This window comes from Priestia sp. 10L35 (assembly GCF_056395685.1).
Genome location: NZ_JBFTKA010000005.1, coordinates 207,525 through 226,559, shown reverse-complemented (window position 1 = coordinate 226,559; position 19,035 = coordinate 207,525). Strand labels below are relative to the sequence as shown.

Sequence of the window (19,035 nt, the reverse complement as noted above, 5' to 3'; positions counted from 1 at the left end):
TTTCATCTGTTTCGTTCCTTCTAGCAGCTGATTGGAGGGCAAGAGGAAGACTAAGGGGGGAAAAGCGAAAGAGACGAGGAGGCTCATCGGCCACCTGCGGAAAGCAAAGTCTTGCACAGAAATCAACTGGGGTGTCACAAGCGGTTCGACTTATATATCCCATTTTTTCGTCTTTAGATTGGATTCATTTAGTTATGTCTTAACCTCTCTTTTATATTTGATGAATCTCCTCTCTTGAACGAGAGGAGGAAATAAAATTATATGAAATTTATTTTCATTCATGGTAATATGAATTTAATATAATTTTCTAAAAAGTTTAAAAAGTACAACATTTATAAAGGAAGGTGTCGTGTCTAATGGTAACAGTAGAAGCAGCAGAAAGACAAAACAGCAGCACTGCCCTGCGCCGTGATGTAAAGTTTCTCGGTCAATTGTTAGGGAAAGTTCTGGTTCACCAAGGTGGAGAGGAACTGCTCAGCAAAGTAGAAAAAATACGCGAAGTAGCAAAATCACTTAGAGAAAACAAAGATGAAGTTATCTATAAAGAAATAAAAAATGAAATCGTTACTCTTGAACAACCGATGCGCGAGCAGGTTATTCGGGCGTTTGCAGTTTATTTTCATTTAGTTAATATTGCAGAGCAAAATCATCGAATTCGTCGCAGACGCGAATATCAGCAGCAAGAAGATTCTATTATGCAGCCGGGCTCATTGGAAAGTGCCGTTGTTTCGCTTAAAAATAATGGCGTGGCGCCAGACGTAATTGCTAACTTGCTTCAAACTCTATCTCTAGAGCTCATCATCACTGCTCATCCAACAGAAGCCACTAGACGAAGTGTCCTTGATATTCATAAACGAATGGCTGAGCTTCTAAAAAACTTGGATAATCCAACGTTAACAAAACGTGAACGTACGGAAATTGAAGAAAGACTGTTTAGCGAAGTATTAATTTTATGGCAAACAAATGAACTGCGAGATCGCAAGCCGACGGTAATGGATGAAGTATCCAATGGATTATATTATTTTGATGAAACGTTATTTGAAGTGCTTCCTCAACTTCATCAGGAGTTGGAAAATTCATTGCAGGAGAATTACCCTGAAGAAAATTGGAAGGTGCCTAATATTCTTCGGTTTGGTTCATGGATTGGCGGAGACCGAGATGGAAATCCAAACGTAACTCCTAAAGTAACGTGGCAAACGCTTGTCAAACAAAGGAAGTTAGCTATTCGTAAATATAAAGAGTCGCTTACTCAATTGAGACAAAGGTTAAGTCAGTCTACAAAAAGAGTCGCAGTTTCAGATAATCTTCTTGATTCTATTAATCAAGAAATATCGCTGCTGCCTGAGAAAAAGCGATGGAGAATCAAACACGAAGTATATCGCTGCAAGCTTACGATTATGCTTCATAAATTAAATTTAGTTGGAGAATCGGAAGCAGGCTATCAAAGGTCGGAAGAACTTCTACATGATTTATTTCTAATCAAAGATAGCTTGCAAAAGCACCAGCCTCAGGATTATCAGTTAAAAAGCTTATGTAAATTAATTCGCCAAGTTGAGCTGTTTGGTTTTCATTTAGCAACGCTTGATATCCGTAATCACAGCGGGGAACATGAAGCGGCAATCAAAGAAATTTTCCATGCTGTTTCTTTAGCTGAAGATTATTCAGCGTTAACGGAAGAGAAAAAAGTTGAGCTGCTAGGTAAAGTTCTTCAAGACCCAAGACCTGTGATATCGTTTGTAGAGAATTACTCTAAAGAAACGCAGCAAGTAATTGAAGTATTTAACATGATTCATCGAGCACATAAAGAATTTGGAGAAAGATCTATTGAAGTCTACTTAATCAGTATGACCCAGTCTGCAAGTGACTTGTTAGAAGTTATGGTACTCGCCAAAGAAGCGGGTATTTACCGCCTTCATGCAGATGGCCGCATTGAAAGTAAGTTAAATATAGCTCCGCTGCTTGAAACGATTGATGATCTCACAGCGGGTCCTAAAATCATGGAACAGCTATTTCAATTAGATTTTTATCGTGAGCACTTAAGGAAACAGCAGGATTTGCAGGAAATTATGCTTGGCTACTCAGATGGAAGCAAAGATGGAGGAACGCTTACTGCTAATTGGAAGCTCTATAAAGCGCAGCAGGAAATTCACGATATGGCGAGGAAGTATCAAGTTCGTCTGAAGTTTTTCCATGGCCGAGGCGGCTCACTAGGCCGGGGAGGTGGACCGTTAAACCGAAGCATTTTATCTCAGCCTGTTGAGACGCTAGGAGACGGTGTGAAAATTACAGAGCAAGGAGAAGTTCTTTCTTCTAGATATGCTTTATATGACATTGCCTACCGAAGCCTTGAACAAGCGGTCTCAGCTCTTCTTACAGCGGCAGCAAATGTTTCTCAAGAAGCTGAACAATGTGATATTCGTACACATGAATGGGAAGAAACAATGGACGAGATTTCAACTGCTTCTTTACGTAAGTATCAAGAGCTTGTTTTCAAAGATCCAGACTTTTTAACGTATTTTAAACAAGCTACACCTCTTCCTGAGCTGGGGGCTTTAAATATTGGGTCACGTCCAATGAGTCGAAAAGGAAGTGATCGCTTTGAAGACTTGCGAGCGATTCCGTGGGTATTTGCATGGACGCAAAGCAGACAGCTGCTTCCAGCCTGGTACGCTGCAGGTACGGGCTTACAGCATTTAGTAGAGAAATCCGGAGATATACAGCTTCTTCAGCAAATGTATAAAGAATGGCCATTTTTCCGCTCGACCGTCGATAATCTGCAAATGGCCTTAACAAAAGCAGATTTAATGGCAGCAAAAGAATACACGGAAATGGTACAAGACCCGGCTATTTCAGAGCGGATTTTTACCGCTATTAAAAAAGAGTATAATCTCACAAAAGAAATGATTCTTCAAATCACAGGTCAAAAAGAATTAATGGATCATCTTCCTACGATTAAAGAATCTATTAAATTACGAAATCCGTATGTGGACCCTCTAACATTCTTACAAGTTAAGGTCATTTCCAAGCTGCGTGAAGATGAGGCTGGAACGTTAAATGAAGAACTTTTAAAAGAAGCGTTATTAACGATTAACGGCATTGCAGCAGGGTTGCGTAATACAGGCTGATGATACCAAAAGACACCTCAAGAAAATAAAAGAGGTGTCTTTTGCTTATTCTTCTCACATAAAGAACTGCCTGTCAGTTCCCTCTCTTTTAAAGAGAACTTCCGCCTGTTAAATAGGCACTGAGAAAAATCAATGATAGAATAGAAAAAAGATGGAAATATTCTACAACTGAATACGAGTGATGGGGAACTAGATTGAATATGGAGGACGAGGACAATGGTAAAAAATTCGCAAATCTTCATTGAAGCTGACTCCGAGAATTCTGTATTTATTGGACTGGAATTTTGTGAGTATACACAAAAAATGAATCCTACTTGTTTGTCCAAACAGCATATAAATGTGTTTATTCATCCGGAAGAACTCACCGTGGAATTTAAGAAAACAAAAAGTGATAGAACTATCGATGATTTTCATCTCATGCATATCGTTCCGGTTCATTGCTTTAATTATTTATTATGTTCGATTTCGCAAGGTATTGTTACAGATGTTCAGCTGAAAGCGGTTGGCCATCAAGGAGAAACGTTGTTTGAAGAAAATCTTACATTGAAGTTTCATGAAAAAGCGACGGATTATGAAGAAACCCTCTCATTTTTCAAACATTTAAATCAAGAAATACAAAAGCAGACGAAAAAATATACAGCCAGTTATATGAGCTCATAATAAAGCAAGCTGCGGTTTTTAAAACCGCAGCTTTTATTCGTTTAACCGAAAAAATTATGTTAGAGATGCTTACAAATCAAGAGATTTTTCAGTGGGAAATTGATAAAGTAAAACTAAGAGAAATCAGTGGACAGAAAAGCTTTTAGCGGCTGGCCGCTCTTTATTCAATATATAAGGGTTAGGTTTTAAGGTTAAAAAAATAGCGATGAATACGTATTGTCGTTGTAGATGAAGTGCTAAGGTCGCTCTATCTGCAATCATCTAGAATCTTCGCGCGCTTATAGTCTGTTTTACGGAACGAAAAAGCTGCGGAATTAGAAGCACTCCTTCTATTTCTGCGGTTTTTTTTATAAACAAGAAATAAATTTACTTATTGTACGGAGGCGATGCAGATGATTAAAGATTTAGTATTGGCTAAGGAATGGCTGCCTGCAGCTTATTCACATGATTTAACAGATCAGCCCTTGCAAGTAACGATTTTAGAAGAGCGAGTTGTCCTTTTTCGCACAACTAATGCTATTAAAGCATTTAAAGATTTGTGCATCCACCGCGGTGCAGCGTTATCTCTTGGAAAAGTGGTAGATGATTGCATCGTATGCCCTTATCACGGATGGAAATACGATGATGCCGGGGCTTGTGTGAAAATTCCTCAACAGCCGCCGGGAAGAGCTATTCCTTCAAAAGCAAAAGCACAGGTGTATGACTGCGTTGAAAAGTACGGGATTATATGGGTGAAGATGAACAGCGAGGCAGGTGATACTCCTTTTCCCCTGTATGATGAACATCTTAACTCCGGATTCAAAACGGTTTGCGCCAGCCCTCATACTCTACAGGCAGCAGCTCCTCGTGTCGTAGAAAACTTTCTAGATGTAAGCCATTTGGCTTTTGTTCACGAAGGAAGCCTTGGGCACTCTGACTACGCCGAAATTCCTGATTATAAGGTGCATTGGAAAGATAATCGCTACGTTTCTGATGAAATCGCTGTGTACGCAGATGCAGATGGCACGGGTAACTTTGCGACTATTTATTATACCTTTGAAATTCTTCGTCCTACCGTTGCGAGGTTGAAAAAAGTTAACTACGAAACGGGTGAAATCTTTTCAATGCTGTTTGCGGTTTTACCTGAAGAGGAAAGAAAGTCCACCGTGTTTGCGCTGGTTTCTAGAAACTATTCGTTTGATGCACCTGATCAATATTTCCGCGATTTTCAGCAGCTTATTATTGAACAAGATACCAGTATTGTGGAAAGTCAAAAACCAGAAGAGCTGCCGCTTGACTTACAAGCAGAGCTTCATTTGAATCCGGACCGACTGAGTATTGCGTATAGAAGATGGCTCGGCGATTTAGGAGTAACCTTTGGAAGTGACATAGGAGAAAGATTAAAAAAAGCTGCTCAATAAAAAAAGAAGAAAGGAGTCTCCTTTCTTTTTTTATGTATGCTCACGGATAAGCTGCTGATAGCTATTAAAAAGGGTAGGATATGTTAATTGGCTTAAAATGACGCAGGAAAGCGTAGCAGACGCTAGAATAGTAAAAACGATAAGCAGCTGGAATTTGACAGCTTGTATCGGATCTGCCCCTCCAATAATCTGGCCTGTCATCATACCCGGAAGCTGAACGAGTCCAATTGTTTTTTGACTTTCTACAGTAGGAATCATGCTAGCTTTGATTGCGGCATTTAAAATACTATGAATAGCTTGTTTAGGAGTGCCGCCAAGCGCCAGAATCAATTGAATTTCGTCTCGTCTTCTATTTACTTCAGCATCTAACCGATTTAAAAATAAATTGGCCAAAATCATCGAATTTCCAATAATCATACCGCTGACAGGAATGATATATCGTGGAGTAGCAGGGATAATATGTAGTCCGAGCATAACGCTTTGGGTCAGGATTTCTACAATAAAAAGAGTGACAAATACACGCAAAAAAGCTTTAACTCCCTGCTTTTTTTTCTTTACAACATTTTGGGAAGCGACTGTCAGCATAAGGAATAAAATGAAGATCATAAAAGCAGGGTGATTCGCGTCAAAAATAAACGATAAAACATATCCGATCACTAACAGCTGAACGGCTGCTCGAATACTGGCAATAATAATATCTTTTTCGAGTCCTATACGAAAAGATTTTGATAAAAAAAGAGCAATAAAAACAAAAACAATGGTAAAAATCAGTGAAAGTGAACTCATAGAAAGGCTCCTTCAATAAATTGTTTTGTTTCAGCTTTTACAGGAGCATGAAAAAAGGTCTCTGTCTTGGCTTTTTCTACAATCACTCCGTTCATTAAAAGCCAGACTTCCTCTCCTAAACGTTTCGCTTGATCTAAATTATGGGTAACCCAAATAATCGTTTTATTCTGCTCTTTATGTAAATGAGAAATAAGCTGTTCAATTTCATGAGCAGAAGTGGCATCCAAAGCAGAAGTGATTTCGTCTAAAAGTAAAAGGTCAGAGCCGTTCGACAGCGTGCGGGCTAATGATAACCTTTGCCTTTGACCACCGGATAAATCTCTGGCATCCTGCTCTAACAAGTCAGGGGAAAGACCCGTTAAGGCACAGAGTTCTTCAGGCATAATATCCTGCTTGCCATGCAGTTTTTGAACAAGCATCATATTATCACGCACTGTTCCATCAATAACAGGAGCTGATTGAAAAGCAATGCCCACTTTTTTTCGTAAATCAGAAATAGTCCATTTGCTAATGTCTTTTCCATATACTTCAATACTTCCTTCATCAGGTGCAGAAAGTAAATTGCACATGGAAAGAAGGGTGCTTTTTCCGGATCCTGATGGTCCTACCATCATGACGAGCGAGCCTTGCATTACTGTACCCGATATGCCTTTTAAAACACTATGTTCTTTATCCTTAAATGTTTTATGAACGTCTGTAAATGTGATAGCAGGTATTGAATTGAACGTGTTCATAGTAACTCCTTTTTCATTCGTTTTGTTTATTGTAGCATAAGGGAAAGTATAAAAAGTTATTGGATGATATAAAAAAAGCTGTGAAAAATCACAGCTTTTAAACAGTTGTATTCACTTTTTGGCTGGCTTTTAAGGCATAATCTAAATCTTCAAGAAGGTCGTCGATTGCTTCTGTTCCAACCGATAGACGAATGAGTTCTGGGGTCACACCCGAAGCTTTTTGTTCGTCTTTAGATAGCTGTTGATGAGTGGTGCTTGCCGGGTGAATAATGAGTGATTTAGAGTCGCCGATATTGGCTAAATGAGAAAATAACTGAACCGAATCAATTAACTTAGCCGCAGCGTTTTTTCCTCCCCTTACACCAAAGGTTAAAATTGCTCCTTGCCCTTTAGGCAAGTATTTTTGTGCCAAAGAATAGGAAGGGTGGGAAGGAAGCCCCGCATAATTTACCCATTCTACTAATTCATGCTGCTCTAAAAATTTCGCTACCTTTAATGCGTTTTCGCTGTGACGCTCTAATCGCAGATGGAGTGTTTCTACCCCTTGAAGGAGTAAAAAGGAATTAAAAGGTGATAAAGCAGCTCCAATATCTCGTAAAAGCTGAACGCGCGCTTTTGTAATATAAGCAGCTTCACCGGCAGCTTCTGTGTATACAAGGCCATGGTAACTTGGATCTGGAGTTGTTAAGTCTGGAAATTTCCCGCTCGCTTCCCAATCAAATTTTCCACTGTCTACGATAACACCCCCAATTGCTGTTCCATGCCCTCCAAGAAACTTAGTAGCAGAATGAACGACAATATCTGCTCCGAAATCGATGGGACGAAGAAGGTAAGGGCTTGGAACCGTATTATCAATAATAAGAGGAATTCCATGTTCATGGGCAATGTCTGCAACTGCCTCGATGTCTAGCACATTTCCCTGCGGGTTTCCAACAGATTCAGCATAAATTGCCTTTGTTTTGGAAGTGATTGCACTTCTAAAATTTTCTGGATGATCGGCGTTTACAAATTTGACGGTAATGCCCAGTTTAGGAAGCGTAGACGAAAAGAGGTTATATGTTCCTCCATATAAACTGCTTGCTGATACAATTTCATCTCCTGCGGAAGCGATATTCAAAATGGAAAAGGTAGTAGCAGACTGACCCGAAGCTACTCCTAGAGCACCTACTCCGCCTTCTAACTCAGCAATTCGCTGTTCAAAAACGTCCGTAGTAGGGTTTACAATTCGAGTGTAGATGTAGCCTTGTTCACTTAAATTAAATAAAGATGCAGCATGCTCCGTATCTTTAAACCCAAATGAGCTTGTTTGATAAATAGGTACCGCACGCGAAAAAGTAGCCGGGTCAAGCTGTTGGCCAGAATGGATGGCTTGTGTTTCAGGACGAAATGGTTTCTTAGCAGACATTGAAACTCCTCCTTAAATATAAAACTTATAAAAAACATAGGAATAATAAACTTTAATCATAATATACGAATTCTATTGAATGTTGTCAAATGATAATTTGAATATTTAGAAAATATAAATAAGATTAATGCTGTCATTCAGCATTAAGACATCTCTTTAATTTCTAAAAATACCATAAAAAATATAAAATGTAATAAAAATGTCAATTAATTTGTATAATTATGTTAGAATATTAGGTGTTTGAGAGTTTCTTAGAAAGAGCCGATTTTGCTAGAAGACTTTAAAAAATAGTAAAAGACGGGTCTTAAGAGCTAATAACGAAACAAAATAAAAGGAGTTTGATTATGAGCACAGAAGTCAATGTATCTTCGGAAGTCCAAGAGAAAGGAAAGCCTTCTATTTTTGGTTTTATTACGAGTCCGGTTGTACAGCTTGAGAAAATGAAAAGCAGCCCGGTCATCTGGGGACCTCTTTTACTTATCCTCATCTTAACAGCTGCAACAACGATTCTAGCCGTCTATACCCCTCAGGGACAAGAGGCCCTGCAACAGCAAAAAGAAGCTGGCATTGAAGTGAATTCAACATTTAGTATGATTGGTGGAGCGATTGGAGGATTGATTGCAATAGTTGCTACACTGGCATTCACGAGTTTGATTCTGTTTTTAATTGCAAAGTTAGGGACTGGAAAAACAACTTACCGCCAAATGTTTAGTTTGAATTTGTTTGTTACATTCATCACAGCAATCGGTCAGCTAATTAATACGGGAGTAGCTGCACTAGCCCATACTTCAGCTAATGTGACTTCGTTAAATGGAATGGTTGGTGCGAAAGGTGCTATGGGAGGAGTGTTTACTTCCATTGAAATCTTTTCTATCTGGGGACTTATTCTGACAGCAGTAGGACTACAAAAAGTGGCAAATGTATCAAAAGCTGTTTCTATTATTACAGTGATTATTTTATTCATCTTAGGAGCCGCTATTTCAGGAGCTGGAGGAGCTGCTTCAGAAGCTCTTAAAGGAGCAGGGTTGTAAATGAAAAAAGGAATAATTATTACAGCTGTAGCAGTTGTTATTGTTGTGGTTATTGGGATTAACGTATATCGTGCACAAAGTGTAAGTGGGAAAGCAATCAATGTTCACGTAGCAAATATAAAGGAAAAAAAGTTAAGGAATATAGTTATGGTTCCGGGTACGTTAAAGCTTGCTGATGAGCAATATGTCTATTTTGATGCTGAAAAAGGCGAGGTTGAACGATTTCACGTAACAGAAGGCTCTCGTGTACAGCAGGGAACCTCTCTTGTAACTTACGAAAGCGATACGCTTGATTTAGAGCAAGAACAAAACAAGCTAGAAAAAAAATCCAGTCAGCTGCAAATTGACTCAGTAAGCAAACAGCTTTCTAATTTAAATAAAAAACAAAAAGAATTGGAAAAAGAAATGAGTAAGCAAGAAGCGAGAGATCAAATCGATACAGAGCGTACGCAGCTCAATCTCGATTTAGAAACGGCTAAAATTGATTTAGAACGAAACAAACTAGAAGCCAAATCAATTGCTAAAAAAGAACGTAATTTAGACGTAGCGAGTGATATCAATGGGACGGTGCTAGAAGTAGATAAAGAAGCGGTTAATAACACAAGTGACGTTCAAAAACCGCTTATACATATTGGTAATACCGATGAATACTTAGCTACTGGTGTGCTGTCTGAGTACGATGCATTAAAAATTAAAACCGGTCAAGCTGTCAAAATTACATCAGATGTGCTGCCTGATAAAGAATGGGCAGGGAGCGTTAAACAAATTGACTATCTACCTCAGCAGCAGGCATCAGCAGAAGCCGGCAATGATGCAGCTAATCAATATCCAATTGAAGTAAAAGTAGATGACCAGGATATCACGATGATTAAGCCGGGATTTAAGCTGCTGCTTGAAATTGAAACAAGCAGTAAAAAGGCTTCATCTTTGCCAATAAAAGCAGTTGTAAATGAAGACGGAGAAAAATATGTATATGTGGTGAAAGATAAAAAGGCGGTTCGTAAGGAAGTAAAGATTGGAGAAACAACAAATAAATTTATTGAAATCAAAAGCGGCGTAACTTCTAAAGACAAAGTCATTACAAATCCTACAAAGAACTTAACTGACGGTGCGGAAGTGACTGTTCAATGATTGAGCTTGTGAATATTCATAAAAGTTATCATCTTGGCAAAGAGGAAGTGCCAATTTTAAAAGATATTAATTTGAAGATTTATGACGGTGAATTTGTTGCGATTATGGGACCTTCTGGCTCTGGTAAATCAACGCTAATGAACATTATCGGATGTTTAGACCGTTCGTCTTCAGGATCCTATTTATTAAATGAACAAGAAATCTCTACTTATAGTGATGAGCAGCTTGCAAAAGTAAGAAATATTCATATCGGTTTTGTTTTTCAGCAGTTTCAGCTGTTGCCGCGTTTAACAGCGGTAGAAAACGTAGAGCTTCCAATGGTATATGCCGGTGTAACGCGTAAGGAAAGACGAGCCAGAGCAGAAGCTGCACTTGAAAAAGTAGGGCTGAGTGAGCGGATGAAACATTTACCGAGCGAGCTATCAGGAGGGCAAAAGCAGCGCGTTGCTATTGCTCGTTCTATTGTTAACAATCCGACGCTTATTTTAGCAGATGAACCAACAGGAGCTCTAGATACAAAAACAAGTGCTGATATTATGGAACAATTTTCTCAGCTTAATGCAGATGGCACAACGGTTGTAGTCATTACCCATGAACCTGAAGTGGCAGAATACACATCGCGTACAGTTATCGTTCGTGACGGTAAAGTGCTAAGTCATAGCGATAAGGAGAACGATAGCGTATGAGTTTGATAGAAAATATTCGCATGGCTCTCTCGTCGGTTCTTGCTCATAAAATGCGCTCTATTTTGACGATGCTTGGTATTATCATTGGCGTAGCGGCTGTTATTATCGTTGTAGCCATTGGTCAAGGCGGAGAACAAATGATTAAGTCGGAAATAACAGGAGCAAGCAATACAGTTGATGTATACTATCAGCCTCCTGAAGACGAGATGCAAGCTGATGACCTTTCAATGACGGGTGAGCCCATCTTTACAGAGGATGATATTAAAGCTCTTTCGACTATTCCCGGAGTGAAGAATGTGGTGGCTTCTAGCTCAATGGGAATGGGGGTAAGATATAGAGACAAGGAATCTGATACGACTGTTAATGCTATTAACGAAGGATATATTGAAGTTAATCAGCTGGAAGTTTCAAAAGGAAGAATGTTAGACAGCTCTGACTTTTTATCAGGTAATCGAGTAGGTGTTATCACAAGCGATATGAAAAAAGAGCTATTTGATAAAAAAGAAGCCCTTGGACAAGTAGTATGGGTTCAAGGGCAGCCTATCAAAATTATTGGTGTAACAAAAAAGGCAACGGGCTTTTTAGCATTTGAAATACCGACCATTTATATTCCAAATAATACGTATAAATCAAGCTTCGGTAAGCTCGATTACACCAACCTTAGTGTTCAAGCGACAAGCTCTGATCAACTAAAAAAAGTAGGCAATGACGCAACGGATTTGTTAAATAATTTGCATGATGCGGAAGATGCTTACCAAGTGCAGAACTTAGAAGAAATAGCAGATAGCATTGGAAATGTAACGCGAATTATGACAACGATTATTGGATCGATTGCGGGCATTTCTCTTCTTGTTGGCGGGATTGGCGTTATGAACATTATGCTGGTTTCGGTAACGGAACGTACAAGAGAAATTGGTATTCGTAAAGCGTTGGGAGCATCTAAAAGACAAATTCTAACTCAGTTTTTGATTGAGTCCATTACCCTCACGTTAATTGGTGGTTTGCTTGGAATTGGTCTCGGCGCGGGTGGGGCAGCTCTTGTTTCGTTATTTGCTGGCTGGCCGTCATTAATTTCGTGGCAAGTAGTACTTGGAGGAGTGTTGTTCTCCATGACGATTGGCATTGTATTCGGCATGCTTCCTGCAAACAAAGCGGCGAAGCTAGATCCAATCGAAGCATTAAGATATGAATAAAGACATGCGTTCGCATGTCTTTATTTTAATTTAACGAGAACCAAGAAGATTTCTCGTTTTTCTTATTTATTACTTACTAGGGTTGATACGGGCTACGTTAATAATATCATGTATTTTCTCTACCAAATCGAGCATGAGAAATCCGTTTCCTTCAGAGCTTTTTCGATATCCAAGAGGAAGGGTTCTTCTTACAAGTTGAGCATAGATTTCGGCTTCGATTAAAGAACGGCCAAATTCCTTCTCACATAAGTTAATTAATAGAGCTAAAGCTCCTGCCACGTGGGGAGTCGCCATTGAAGTTCCTGAAAGAGTCGCGTACTTATTTTCCAAGTAAGTAGAGATAATGTTAACTCCCGGTGCGACTAGGTCCACTTCTTCATTTGCATTAGTAAAAGGGGCAAGATTTAAGCTGTTGTCCACTGCTCCTACTTGAATGACTTCGTTGTAACTTCCTGGATATGAATATTCAAAGGTTTCTTCGCGGTCGTCACCTTCATTTCCAGCCGCAACAACAACAGAAACATCTTTATTCACAGCATTTTGAACAGCTTCGTGCAGTTCTGGAACGTCTTGTGGTCCCCCGAGTGACATGGAAATAACTCGTGCTCGCTCATTGTTAGGACCGCGCCATTCGACGGCGTAGTTAATAGCGTCAATGATCCATTCGTAATTTCCCGATCCTTCACCGGTAAGTACTTTTAAGCTTAGAATTTTTGCTTTGGGTGCCACTCCTACTACCCCTTCATTATTGAGCGCGGCAGCAATGGTACCAGACACGTGAGTGCCGTGCCCATTATTATCTTCAAATACAGAAGAATCTCCGTCATAATCCGAAGTGAAGTTTCTTCCTCCGATAATACAATCTTTTAAGTCAGGATGATTTGTGTCAACACCAGTGTCGATAACTGCAATTACAATGCCTTCTCCTTGATTGCTTTGTTCCCAAATAGCAGGCGCTTGAATTAAGCTTACTCCTTTAGGCGTTTCGTTTGTTGAGTCGATAATCGACTCAATTGTATAAGGAATTAATTTGACTTGTAACGGTTGTTGAGTCATAGTCATCCTCCTTAAAATGAATTCCATAAAAATGGAAGTTACTTAATTATAAATTCCCAACTATTGCTATAAATTAAACACTTTTCATGCGAATCCTTTCTTTTTGAATAAAAAGACTCACAAAAGATGTGAGAAGAGGAAAAAAGACCCTGAAGACAAGCACGATAGAGATTTTTAATGTTATCTGTGTATTCACTTTTAATGTTTATCTCACACTATAGAAGAAAGAAACTCCAAGAAAAATCACATAGGACTGGTAACTTTTGATATAATTACGAACGGTATGACATTCTCAAAATACATGATATTTATAAATATATATCAATTTGCAAATTACGAAGGGGCTGAGGATAGTGTCAACTTTAACGTCTCAATCGGTTATCAAATGCGGAAAGTATGAACTGAATTATGCGGACCGTACGCTTATTATGGGAATTTTAAACGTAAACCCGGATTCATTTTCAGATGGCGGAAAATACTACGATGTAGATAAAGCGGTTGCTCATGCTGAGGAAATGGTGAAGCAAGGAGCAGACATCATTGATATCGGAGGAGAATCAACTCGTCCTGGTTATACAAGAATTAGCGATGAAGAAGAGATTAAACGGATTGTGCCCGTTATTTCTGAAGTGGCTAAGCGCGTAGAGGTGCCGATTTCTGTAGATACATACAAGTCGGAAGTGGCCAAGCATGCGCTAGAAGCAGGAGCACATATTATTAACGATATATGGGGCGCAAAGGCTGATCCCAAAATGGCTCAAGTTGCAGCTGACTATAATGTTCCTATTATTTTAATGCATAATCGCCATGAGCCCAATTATACAAATCTGATTACAGATATGATAAGTGATTTAGAAGAAAGCATATCAATTGCAAAAGCTGCAGGAGTTCGAGATGATCAAATTATTTTAGATCCAGGCGTTGGTTTTGGAAAAACGGCTGCGCATAATGTAGAAGTGATTCAGCATCTAGATCATTTGACAAAGATGGGCTATCCTGTGCTGCTTGCTACTTCTCGTAAAGGATTTATTGGACAAATAGTCGATGCTCCTCCTACGGAAAGAATGGAAGGAACTGCAGCTACTGTATATGCAGGGATTGCACAAGGCGTTCAAATGGTTCGAGTTCATGACGTATTAGAAATCAAGCGCTTTGTAAAGATGGCAGATGTATTGGTAGGAAAACATATATTTCAGTTTTAATAATCATTTAAGCAGACGCGTAAGTGCTGCTTTTTTATTTTCCTTGATTTCCCCGGATAGAATACATGCCTTTAGATAAATTTAAGTAATATAAAGGTTATAAAAAGGGAGGGTGAAAATGAGAGCGGTAACGTATCAAGGGCCTAATCAGGTAAAAGTAGCAGAAGTAGAAGATGCGAAGTTAGAGAAGAAAGATGACATTGTCATTAAAATAACGTCAACGGCTATTTGTGGTTCTGATCTGCATTTATATCAAGGAAGCATGCCATTGCCTCACGGTTATATTATTGGTCATGAACCAATGGGGATTGTGGAAGAAGTAGGACCGGATGTTACAAAAGTAAAAAAAGGAGATCGAGTTATTATTCCTTTTAACGTAGCGTGCGGACAGTGTGCGTACTGTAAGGATGATTTAACGAGCCAATGTGATAATTCTAATCCACATTACGATTCTGGCGGCTATTTCGGTTATACCGAAAAGTTTGGAAATCATCCAGGAGGTCAAGCTGAATATTTAAAAGTGCCGTTTGGAAATTTTACACCATTTGTCATTCCGGAATCGTGCGAATTAGAAGATGAATCGCTTCTTTTTTTATCAGATGTGCTTCCAACTGCTTATTGGAGTGTAGAGCATGCGGATGTTAAAAAAGGGGATACCGTTATCGTACTCGGCTGCGGGCCAGTGGGATTAATGGCTCAAAAGTTTGCTTGGATGAAAGGTGCCAAACGGGTTATTGCAATAGATCATGTTCCATACCGAATGCAGCATGCAAAGAAAATGAATGCCGTAGAAACCTTTGATTTTACAGAATACCCAGATATGGGGGAGCACTTAAAAGAAATCACAAAAGGCGGAGCAGATGTGGTGATTGACTGTGTAGGTATGGATGGCAAAAAGTCGCCTCTTGAATATATTGAACAAAAATTAAAACTTCAAGGTGGAACGCTCGGACCTATTCAAATTGCGACAAAAGCCGTTCGTAAATGTGGAACCGTCCAAATCACCGGGGTATACGGAAGCAACTATAACAGTTTTCCGTTAGGAGCTTTTTTTGCTCGAAATGTAACTCTCAAAATGGGGCAAGCTCCTGTCATTCCCGTTATGCCGAAATTATATGATCAAATTGTACAAGGAGAATTCGATCCAAAAGAAATTATTACTCATAAAGTCGCTTTAGCAGACGCAGCTGATGCCTACAAAATCTTTAATGATCATCAAGATAACTGCATTAAAGTCATTTTAAAACCTTAAAAGACCATCTCTATTAGGTGAAGATTCCTGAGCAGTGAAGCTCGGGAATTTTTTATGTATTTAAAGTGGCGGAGGAAAATAATGCACGATTGGATGGTTGATTTTACATAATTTAGCTTTATGATAGAAAGAGAAGATATAACGCTTTCATATTCTTATTAAATCGTGCTGCTTAAAATGAAATAAATAACATCTTGGTATTCAGTCTTATTCAATCACCGAAATATGGAGGAGAGAATGAATGAAACTAGCATTGCTTCTTGTCATTATTATCGGCGTTGCTGCCCTTGCAGGTACGATCAGTGCTGCAAAGAAAGTAGATGAAGATTACGGAAAATCTAAAAAGAAAAGTATAGTGAATTTATCTATTATTTACGGAGTCGTATTCATAGGATCAATCGTAGGAGTAGCGTGGTATATTGCAGTGAGACCATAAATAAAACGAACACTTCCGTGTTCGTTTTATTTTGATTTTAACGTTAATTCTCCGCTTGAAACAGCTGCATCAATAGGATATTTTCCATTTCCATGCTTTCCTTTTAATACATCTTCTGTTACGGTTGCATTGCTTAACTTAAAGTCATTGTTTATATCACCGCTGCTTACTTTTCCATTCACTTTAAAACCAGCGCTTTTCGGAAGAACCAGCACGGCATCTCCAGATCCTACATCTACAGAAACGGCCTCTTCTAGTTTTTTAAAATCCATATAGAGATCACCAGATCCAATGCGCGCCTGAAGTTTTCCTTTATAGTTTGTTCCTTTAATTTCCCCAGAGCCTACAGCAAATTTAGCCGTTTGGCTTTCAACATTACTCAGCTGTAAATCTCCAGAATTGACATCCGTACGAAGAGAGGTGCTCCTCAAGTTTGAAATACTTGCATTTCCAGAACCTACTTTAATCGAAACATCTTTCAGCTGAAGTGCTTGCTCAGGCTGTGCAGCAACTTGAAGGTCCCCAGAACCTACCGTAAGCGCAAGGTTGTGGTGATAATCTCTAGGAATGTAGATTGTCACTTTTGTATTTGAAAAAATAGAAAGCCATTGAAAAGGACTTTTTTGATAAGTGACGACTAGGGTGTCTCCATTTTGCTTTACATCTACTTTTCCTTTACCTTCTACTTTTGTTTTAATATCTTGACGATCTTGCGGCACGACAGTTGTACTAATGCTTGGAGAGTCAATTTGAATATGCTGAATATCACTTGATAACGCCGCTTCAGACTTGGACGTCTTGAATGAACTTAACGACCAAGAAGAAGGTGCAAATGCAGTAGAAAAGAGGACTGCCGTACCACCTATTACTAAAATAAAAGCCAATATTTTTTTCACGTTATAACCCGCTTTCTACCTAAATTAAATTTGTTTTCTTCTACCATAAAGTGTAAATTGAAAAGCGGTTAATTTCAACGAACAGCAGGATTATTTTTTTCTACGTCTCAAGTCGTAAAAATGAAATATTTTTGAGGAATTAAATGAAAAGCGAAGTAGATATTTAAACATACTCATCAAAGAATCAATTTCTTTGTTTCAAAAATAGGAAAATAATTGAGTTAAAAGAACGGTTAAATTCACTTTTTTTGTGTAATTTTCTGATGAGTAGTTCAAAAGGAGTGATAAATAAATAGAATTTTCATACCAATTTTATTATTCCGAAAAACTTTTAAAGTGTTGATTATTAAAAAAATAAAGGGTAGAATTTGTTCATATCAATTGAATACAGCTAAGATTACGATCTTGTATATTATCAGTAATATGGTCTGATAGTCTCTACCTAGTAACCGTAAAAAACTAGACTACAAGAAAGTTTGGATATAAGCAGCAAAAAGAAGGGCGTATTCTCATGAGTACAGTCTTCTTTCAAAGCTCTTACTTTTCATACTTTCTGTTATTGTCAGAATTTATGAAAAGTAAGAGCTTTTTTGTTTTTCAAATACACACCTGGGAGTGGCTTGCATGTACTTTTTATTAAATTTATTAGGCGTTTTTGTCGTAATGGGTGTCGTCTTTTTATGTTCTCCTAAAAAGAAAGAGATAAAGTGGCGTCCAATTGCTTCACTGCTAGTCGTTGAAGTCCTCATTACTTGGTTTATGTTAGGAACTTCAATTGGAACATGGATTATTAATAAGATTGCTTCGTTCTTTACTTGGCTAATTTCCTGTGCTAACGATGGAATTGCTTTTGCGTTCCCATCCGTAATGGGAAATGAAACGGTTGACTTTTTCTTCAGTGCATTACTGCCTATCATCTTTGTCGTGACATTTTTTGATATTTTATCTTACTTTGGTATTTTAACGTGGATTATTGATAAAGTAGGCTGGGTCATTTCGAAAGTTTCTCGTTTGCCTAAATTAGAAAGCTTTTTCGCTATTCAAATGATGTTTTTAGGAAATACGGAAGCATTAGCGGTTATTCGTAATCAGCTTTCTGTGTTAAAAGACAACCGTTTGCTTACGTTTGGAATTATGAGTATGAGCAGTATTAGCGGATCTATTATCGGTGCTTATTTAACGATGGTTCCCGCTACGTACGTGTTTACAGCAATTCCACTGAACTGTTTAAACGCGCTTATTTTAGTGAGCTTATTGAATCCAGTTCATGTTACAAAAGAAGAAGATATGATTTACGTACCGCCAAAGTCGGAGAAAAAAGACTTTTTCTCTACCATTTCAAACAGTATGTTAGTCGGAATGAACATGGTTATTGTTATTTTAGCGATGGTTATTGGATATGTAGCTCTTACATCTGCGCTTAACGGTATTTTAGGCGTTATCGTAGACGGCTTGACTGTACAAAAGATTTTCTCTTATATCTTTAGTCCATTCGCATTTTTACTAGGGCTAACGGGACATGATGCAATGTACGTAGCTCAGCTGATGGGTATCAAGCTAGCAACAAATGAATTCGTGGCAATGATGGATTTGAAGAAAAATCTAGATACACTTCCACCGCATACGATTGCAGTTGCTACAACATTCTTAACATCTTTTGCTAACTTCAGTACGGTGGGTATGATTTATGGGACGTATAATTCTACGTTATCAGAAGGTAAATCGACGATTATTGGAAAAAACGTATGGAAACTGCTTGTGAGCGGTATCGCTGTTTCGTTATTAAGTGCTATGATTGTTGGATTGTTTGTTTGGTAAAAAGTTAAAAAAGCTGTGCTTTCGTCTTAGAAAGCACAGCTTTTTTCTTGTTGCATCACCTATTCATTTGCAGAAAAATGGTTATGAATATCCACAGTAAAAGAAAATCACACTATTCAAGAAAAATTCATTTTACTTTTGCAGAAAAACATTTTAAATCTAGTGAGCATTATGTTAAGATTACAAAAGGCTGTTTCATTTAAATTGAGAACACCGCATAAATA

16 protein-coding genes and 1 riboswitch are annotated in these 19,035 nt (G+C 38.4%); of the genes, 11 read left to right on the top strand and 5 right to left on the bottom strand.

Features of this window, described 5'->3' with window-relative positions:
- Positions 1–356 precede the first annotated feature (356 nt).
- The 3 genes from ppc (at position 357) to AC1DEF_RS19385 (ending at position 5,185) form a co-directional block, all read left to right on the top strand.
- Positions 357–3,125, top strand: coding sequence for a phosphoenolpyruvate carboxylase (gene ppc, locus AC1DEF_RS19395; RefSeq protein ID WP_097824272.1), 2,769 nt, complete (start codon positions 357–359; stop codon positions 3,123–3,125).
- Between the two features lie 216 nt (positions 3,126–3,341).
- Positions 3,342–3,785, top strand: a complete 444-nt coding sequence (locus AC1DEF_RS19390; RefSeq protein WP_014461480.1) for a hypothetical protein — start codon at positions 3,342–3,344, stop codon at positions 3,783–3,785.
- 392 nt (positions 3,786–4,177) lie between these two features.
- Positions 4,178–5,185, top strand: a complete 1,008-nt coding sequence (locus AC1DEF_RS19385) for an aromatic ring-hydroxylating dioxygenase subunit alpha (protein ID WP_097824271.1) — start codon at positions 4,178–4,180, stop codon at positions 5,183–5,185.
- Positions 5,186–5,215: 30 nt separating this feature from the next.
- Here the strand turns inward: AC1DEF_RS19385 and AC1DEF_RS19380 are convergent, their stop codons facing one another.
- The 3 genes from AC1DEF_RS19380 to AC1DEF_RS19370 form a co-directional block, all read right to left on the bottom strand.
- Positions 5,216–5,971 carry an ABC transporter permease gene (locus tag AC1DEF_RS19380; RefSeq protein WP_097824270.1) on the bottom strand — a complete coding sequence of 252 codons (756 nt, stop codon included), beginning with the start codon at positions 5,969–5,971 and terminating at the stop codon, positions 5,216–5,218.
- A complete protein-coding gene (locus AC1DEF_RS19375; protein ID WP_043980327.1) occupies positions 5,968–6,705 on the bottom strand; it encodes an ABC transporter ATP-binding protein in 738 nt (245 codons plus the stop codon). The genes AC1DEF_RS19380 and AC1DEF_RS19375 overlap by 4 nt, the downstream gene beginning before the upstream one ends.
- A 97-nt stretch (positions 6,706–6,802) precedes the next feature.
- Positions 6,803–8,110: a homocysteine synthase gene (locus tag AC1DEF_RS19370; protein ID WP_043980325.1), complete on the bottom strand. Its 1,308-nt coding sequence runs from the start codon at positions 8,108–8,110 to the stop codon at positions 6,803–6,805.
- A gap of 344 nt (positions 8,111–8,454) precedes the next feature.
- Between AC1DEF_RS19370 and yknW the strand changes: the two genes are divergently transcribed.
- From yknW to AC1DEF_RS19350, 4 genes are read left to right on the top strand one after another with little or no spacing between them, the layout of a single operon-like run.
- On the top strand, positions 8,455–9,141 hold the full coding sequence (gene yknW, locus AC1DEF_RS19365) for a YknW family membrane protein (protein ID WP_097824269.1): 687 nt from the start codon (positions 8,455–8,457) through the stop codon (positions 9,139–9,141).
- Positions 9,142–10,272 carry an efflux RND transporter periplasmic adaptor subunit gene (locus AC1DEF_RS19360; RefSeq protein ID WP_097824268.1) on the top strand — a complete coding sequence of 377 codons (1,131 nt, stop codon included), beginning with the start codon at positions 9,142–9,144 and terminating at the stop codon, positions 10,270–10,272.
- The gene (locus AC1DEF_RS19355) at positions 10,269–10,958 is read left to right on the top strand and encodes an ABC transporter ATP-binding protein (protein ID WP_097824267.1); all 690 of its coding nucleotides are present in this window, start codon (positions 10,269–10,271) and stop codon (positions 10,956–10,958) included. The genes AC1DEF_RS19360 and AC1DEF_RS19355 overlap by 4 nt, the downstream gene beginning before the upstream one ends.
- Positions 10,955–12,151: an ABC transporter permease gene (locus AC1DEF_RS19350; RefSeq protein ID WP_097824266.1), complete on the top strand. Its 1,197-nt coding sequence runs from the start codon at positions 10,955–10,957 to the stop codon at positions 12,149–12,151. Before AC1DEF_RS19355 ends, AC1DEF_RS19350 begins: the two co-directional genes overlap by 4 nt.
- Before the next feature lie 69 nt (positions 12,152–12,220).
- On the opposite strand, the gene AC1DEF_RS19345 is transcribed toward AC1DEF_RS19350, so the two are convergent.
- Positions 12,221–13,207 (bottom strand): S8 family peptidase, encoded by a 987-nt coding sequence (locus tag AC1DEF_RS19345; protein WP_097824265.1) that lies wholly within the window; start codon positions 13,205–13,207, stop codon positions 12,221–12,223.
- Between the two features lie 353 nt (positions 13,208–13,560).
- On the opposite strand from AC1DEF_RS19345, the gene folP reads away from it, so the two are divergent.
- The 3 genes from folP to AC1DEF_RS19330 all read left to right on the top strand — a co-directional run bounded on the left by folP (position 13,561) and on the right by AC1DEF_RS19330 (position 16,097).
- Positions 13,561–14,409: a dihydropteroate synthase gene (folP, locus tag AC1DEF_RS19340; RefSeq protein WP_097824264.1), complete on the top strand. Its 849-nt coding sequence runs from the start codon at positions 13,561–13,563 to the stop codon at positions 14,407–14,409.
- 118 nt (positions 14,410–14,527) lie between these two features.
- Positions 14,528–15,661: a zinc-dependent alcohol dehydrogenase gene (locus tag AC1DEF_RS19335; RefSeq protein ID WP_097824263.1), complete on the top strand. Its 1,134-nt coding sequence runs from the start codon at positions 14,528–14,530 to the stop codon at positions 15,659–15,661.
- A 241-nt stretch (positions 15,662–15,902) separates the two neighbouring features.
- Positions 15,903–16,097, top strand: a complete 195-nt coding sequence (locus AC1DEF_RS19330) for a hypothetical protein (protein WP_013055532.1) — start codon at positions 15,903–15,905, stop codon at positions 16,095–16,097.
- A 26-nt stretch (positions 16,098–16,123) separates the two neighbouring features.
- Here AC1DEF_RS19330 and liaG read toward each other — a convergent pair whose 3' ends face one another.
- Entirely contained in the window at positions 16,124–16,993 is an 870-nt protein-coding gene (gene liaG, locus AC1DEF_RS19325) for a LiaG family protein (RefSeq protein ID WP_097824262.1), read from the bottom strand.
- A gap of 385 nt (positions 16,994–17,378) precedes the next feature.
- Positions 17,379–17,480: riboswitch (purine riboswitch) on the top strand.
- Positions 17,481–17,617: 137 nt separating this feature from the next.
- Here liaG and AC1DEF_RS19320 point away from each other — a divergent pair.
- A complete protein-coding gene (locus tag AC1DEF_RS19320; RefSeq protein WP_013055534.1) occupies positions 17,618–18,811 on the top strand; it encodes a NupC/NupG family nucleoside CNT transporter in 1,194 nt (397 codons plus the stop codon).
- Positions 18,812–19,035 lie beyond the last annotated feature (224 nt).

Bases quoted from the DNA above. Each gene is read 5' to 3' on its own strand.
- ppc (WP_097824272.1), top strand. From the start codon at position 357: ATGGTAACAGTAGAAGCAGCAGAAAGACAAAACAGCAGCACTGCCCTG.
- AC1DEF_RS19390 (WP_014461480.1), top strand. From the start codon at position 3,342: ATGGTAAAAAATTCGCAAATCTTCATTGAAGCTGACTCCGAGAATTCT.
- AC1DEF_RS19385 (WP_097824271.1), top strand. From the start codon at position 4,178: ATGATTAAAGATTTAGTATTGGCTAAGGAATGGCTGCCTGCAGCTTAT.
- AC1DEF_RS19380 (WP_097824270.1), bottom strand. From the start codon at position 5,971: ATGAGTTCACTTTCACTGATTTTTACCATTGTTTTTGTTTTTATTGCT.
- AC1DEF_RS19375 (WP_043980327.1), bottom strand. From the start codon at position 6,705: ATGAACACGTTCAATTCAATACCTGCTATCACATTTACAGACGTTCAT.
- AC1DEF_RS19370 (WP_043980325.1), bottom strand. From the start codon at position 8,110: ATGTCTGCTAAGAAACCATTTCGTCCTGAAACACAAGCCATCCATTCT.
- yknW (WP_097824269.1), top strand. From the start codon at position 8,455: ATGAGCACAGAAGTCAATGTATCTTCGGAAGTCCAAGAGAAAGGAAAG.
- AC1DEF_RS19360 (WP_097824268.1), top strand. From the start codon at position 9,142: ATGAAAAAAGGAATAATTATTACAGCTGTAGCAGTTGTTATTGTTGTG.
- AC1DEF_RS19355 (WP_097824267.1), top strand. From the start codon at position 10,269: ATGATTGAGCTTGTGAATATTCATAAAAGTTATCATCTTGGCAAAGAG.
- AC1DEF_RS19350 (WP_097824266.1), top strand. From the start codon at position 10,955: ATGAGTTTGATAGAAAATATTCGCATGGCTCTCTCGTCGGTTCTTGCT.
- AC1DEF_RS19345 (WP_097824265.1), bottom strand. From the start codon at position 13,207: ATGACTCAACAACCGTTACAAGTCAAATTAATTCCTTATACAATTGAG.
- AC1DEF_RS19335 (WP_097824263.1), top strand. From the start codon at position 14,528: ATGAGAGCGGTAACGTATCAAGGGCCTAATCAGGTAAAAGTAGCAGAA.
- AC1DEF_RS19330 (WP_013055532.1), top strand. From the start codon at position 15,903: ATGAAACTAGCATTGCTTCTTGTCATTATTATCGGCGTTGCTGCCCTT.
- AC1DEF_RS19320 (WP_013055534.1), top strand. From the start codon at position 17,618: ATGTACTTTTTATTAAATTTATTAGGCGTTTTTGTCGTAATGGGTGTC.